Below are 3,726 nucleotides of genomic sequence, written 5' to 3' on the forward strand. Positions count from 1 at the left end.
TCCACCTGAAGACCCTGCTGCGCAAGATCGACGTCAACAACCGCACCCAGGCCGCGATCTGGGCCATGAACAACGGCTTCACCGCCGATGGCTCGCCCGTCCCGACCCGCGGCTTGCACGCCGTCTCGGCCTAACGGCCCCCTGCCCCGACATATCGACAAAGCATAACCGCCGGCTGCGGCAGATGGAGATTATCATGGGCGAGCATTCGAAGCTGAAGACGGTGTCCGTCAAGCTGGGCCTGAGCGAGCATTATCTCGTCGGCCGCATGCTGATGCTGAGGGAAAAGCTCAGCGTCGCGCAGTGGCAGGTCTATGACCGCAGCGCCGAAGCGATCTGCAACCAGATCCTCAGCCGCCTGCCGGCGGACGATCCGGAATCCGCCGTCTGGGACAACCGCCGCAAACGTCCGTGACGCCGGCAGACCGCCGATACGCCCCTGGAGAATTCATCATTACGCTTCAGGCGTCTTTATGACGGGGTGCGGCGTTCGCTGCCAAAACCCCGGTCGTGCTCCCGGTGCCGCCGCCGGGAGCACGACCCTCGTTCTTTCCAGCCCGATGGCAATTCATCCCTTTTATTAATTCAAGATGATTCAAGCAATACAAGCGAGGAGGGGTTAACCCTCTGAACAAAAGCATCGTTGCGCTGCAACAAAGCTCCCTTTTTCCGCCCTGATTGTTATACTCGGACCGAAGTGCGAAAGGCATGCCCACGGTGTCCGCGACCATCAGGCGCCAAGAGAAGGAACAGCACGATGCAATTGAAGATTATGGGATTGATCCTGGCCGGCGGCAAAGGAACAAGGTTATCCCCGCTGACCAGGGAACGCGCCAAGCCGGCAGTCCCATTTGGCGGAAAATATCGCATCGTCGATTTCGTCTTGAGTAATTTCATCAATTCCGGAATCTTTTCGATCTATGTCTTGATTCAGTTTCGAAGCCAGTCGCTGCTTCAGCACTTGCGCGACGGCTGGCAGTTCGGCGGACTGCTTCAGGAGCAGTTCATCATCCCGGTGCCGGCACAGATGCGCTCGCCCGGGGAAACCTGGTACAGCGGCACCGCGGACGCCGTCTTCCAGAACGCCAACCTGATCGAGCAGTCCAAGCCCGACCTCGTCGTGCTGTTCGGCGCCGACCACATCTACCGGATGGACATCCGGCAAATGATCGAGTTCCACTCCAAGAAGAACGCCGGCGTTACGATCGCCGTGATCCCGGTCGACAAGAAATACGCCAAGGAATTCGGCGTGATCGAGGTCGACGAGGACGGCCGGATCATCGGCTTCGTCGAGAAGCGGGAAGACGCTCCCACCATGCCCGGCGACCCGACCAAGGTGCTGGCCTCGATGGGCAACTACATCTTCTCGAGCGAACTGCTGCTCAAGATGGTCTACGAGGACGTCAAGAACCCCGAAAGCTCCCATGACTTCGGCAAGGACATCCTGCCCGCCTTGATCGGCAAGGTGGAGATGTTCGCCTACGACTACCAGACCAACCGCATCGCCGGCGACCCGCCGGACGGCATGCCCTACTGGCGCGACGTCGGCACGCTCGACGCCTATTACGAGGCCAGCATGGACGTGCGGGCGATCGACCCGCCGCTCAACCTTTATAACCGGAAGTGGCCGCTGCGGACATCGGGCTACTCCGACCCGCCCGCGAAGTTCGCCTTCGACGAGGAGCAGCGCCGGGGTCAGGCGATCGACAGCATGGTGTCGGGCGGCTGCATCATCTCGGGCGGCGTCGTCAAGCGGTCGGTGGTCGGCCGCTGGGTACGGGTCCATTCCGGAGCGCTGGTCGAAGACAGCATCATCTTCGACAATGTCGATATCGGCCGGCGGGCCAAGATCCGCCGCGCGATCATCGAGAAGAACGCCCGCATCCCGGAAGACGCCGTGATCGGCTACGACCTGGAAGAGGACGCCAAGCACTACCACGTCACCGAAACCGGCATCGTCATCGTCGAGGGCCACCGCTCTCCCGTGCCGCTCGGCAGCATTACAGTCTAAGGGTAAATCGAGAAAATGGCTCCGGTGATCGTCCCGACCACTCCCTTCAACGACCAGAAGCCCGGCACGTCAGGGCTTCGCAAGAAGGTGACCGTCTATAGCCAGCCGCATTACGTGGCGAACTTCATCCAGTCCATCTTCGACGTCATGTCCGGCACCGGCGACGATGGCATCCAGGGCCAGACGGTCGTGGTCGGCGGCGATGGCCGGTTCTACAATCCCGAAGCCATCCAGATCATCGTCCGGATGGCAGCCGCCAACGGCATCGGGCGCCTGCTGATCGGCCGGGGCGGTATCCTGTCCACGCCGGCCGCCTCCAACGTCATCCGCAAATACAAGGCGTTCGGCGGCATCATCCTGTCGGCCAGCCACAACCAGGGCGGCCCCGACGGCGATTTCGGCATCAAGTACAACACCGGCAACGGCGGCCCGGCGCCGGAGAAGATCACCGACGCGATCTTCAAGCGGACCGGCGAAATCACCGAATACCGGACGGTGGAGACGCCGGACATCGACCTGGACCGGCTGGGAACGAGCCAGCTGGAAGGCATGACGGTCGAGATCATCGACCCGGTGGCCGACTATGCCGAGCTGATGGAAAGCCTGTTCGACTTCGACCAGATCCGCTCGCTGTTCCGGGGCGGCAGCCGGGGTGGAAAGTTCCGCATGGTGTTCGACGCGCTCAGCGCCGTCACCGGCCCCTATGCGATCGAGATCCTGGAAAAGCGCTTGGGCGCTCCGGCGGGGACCGTGCTGAACGGCACGCCCCTGCCCGACTTCGGCGGCCACCATCCCGATCCCAACCCCGTCCACGCCCACGATCTGGTCGCGGCCATGACCGGGCCGAACCCGCCGGACTTCGGCGCCGCGTCCGATGGCGACGGCGACCGCAACATGATCATGGGTCCCGACCTGTTCATCACGCCCAGCGACAGTCTGGCGCTGCTGGCGGCCAACGCCCATCTGGCGCCCGGCTATGCCGGGGGACTGCGCGGCATCGCGCGCTCGATGCCGACCAGCCGGGCCGCCGACCGGGTCGCGGCCAAGCTCGGCATCCCGGGGTTCGAGACTCCGACCGGCTGGAAGTTCTTCGGCAACCTGCTCGACGCCGGCCGGGCGACCCTGTGCGGTGAGGAGAGCGCCGGCACCGGCTCCGACCATGTCCGGGAGAAGGACGGGCTGTGGGCGGTCCTGCTGTGGCTCAACATCCTGGCCGCCCGCAACCAGCCGATCGGCGAGATCGTCCGCCAGCACTGGCGGGAACTGGGCCGCGACTACTACACCCGCCACGACTACGAGGACATCGACAACTCGACGGCGGACGCCATGATGGCGGACCTGCGAGCATCCCTGCCTACCCTGCCCGGCACCCGCATCGGCGACGCCGAGGTCAAGACCGCCGACGACTTCGAATACCGCGACCCGATCGACGGCTCGATCTCGAAGCGCCAAGGCATCCGCATCTCCTTCGCCGACGGCTCCCGCGTCGTCTATCGCCTCAGCGGCACCGGGACCGGCGGTGCCACGCTCCGCGTCTACATGGAACGCTACGAGCCCGATCCGGCGAAACAGGACCTCGACTCGCAGGAAGCGCTGGCCGGCCTGATCGCGACGGCCGACGCGGTCGCCGGAATCTCGAAGCGGACCGGCCGCGATAAGCCTTCGGTCATTACTTGAGTGGCGGCATCATGACGGGATGGAGGCATCCCGTCATG

Annotated in this window: 3 protein-coding genes; all 3 read left to right on the forward strand. The window is 64.0% G+C overall.

What is annotated here, in order from left to right; genetic code table 11:
- Positions 1-196: 196 nt before the first annotated feature.
- The 3 genes from AC5JJ6_RS03735 to AC5JJ6_RS03745 all read left to right on the forward strand — a co-directional run bounded on the left by AC5JJ6_RS03735 (position 197) and on the right by AC5JJ6_RS03745 (position 3,688).
- Positions 197-415, forward strand: a complete 219-nt coding sequence (locus AC5JJ6_RS03735) for a hypothetical protein (protein ID WP_496040756.1) — start codon at positions 197-199, stop codon at positions 413-415.
- Positions 416-697: 282 nt separating this feature from the next.
- The gene (gene glgC, locus AC5JJ6_RS03740; protein WP_496040757.1) at positions 698-2,011 is read left to right on the forward strand and encodes a glucose-1-phosphate adenylyltransferase; all 1,314 of its coding nucleotides are present in this window, start codon (positions 698-700) and stop codon (positions 2,009-2,011) included.
- Positions 2,012-2,026: 15 nt separating this feature from the next.
- A complete protein-coding gene (locus AC5JJ6_RS03745) occupies positions 2,027-3,688 on the forward strand; it encodes an alpha-D-glucose phosphate-specific phosphoglucomutase (protein WP_496040758.1) in 1,662 nt (553 codons plus the stop codon).
- Positions 3,689-3,726 lie beyond the last annotated feature (38 nt).

It is taken from the genome of Skermanella sp. (genome assembly GCF_059503625.1).

Coding starts and splice junctions, on each gene's coding strand:
- AC5JJ6_RS03735 (WP_496040756.1), top strand. CDS start 197: ATGGGCGAGCATTCGAAGCTGAAGACGGTGTCCGTCAAGCTGGGCCTG.
- AC5JJ6_RS03745 (WP_496040758.1), top strand. CDS start 2,027: ATGGCTCCGGTGATCGTCCCGACCACTCCCTTCAACGACCAGAAGCCC.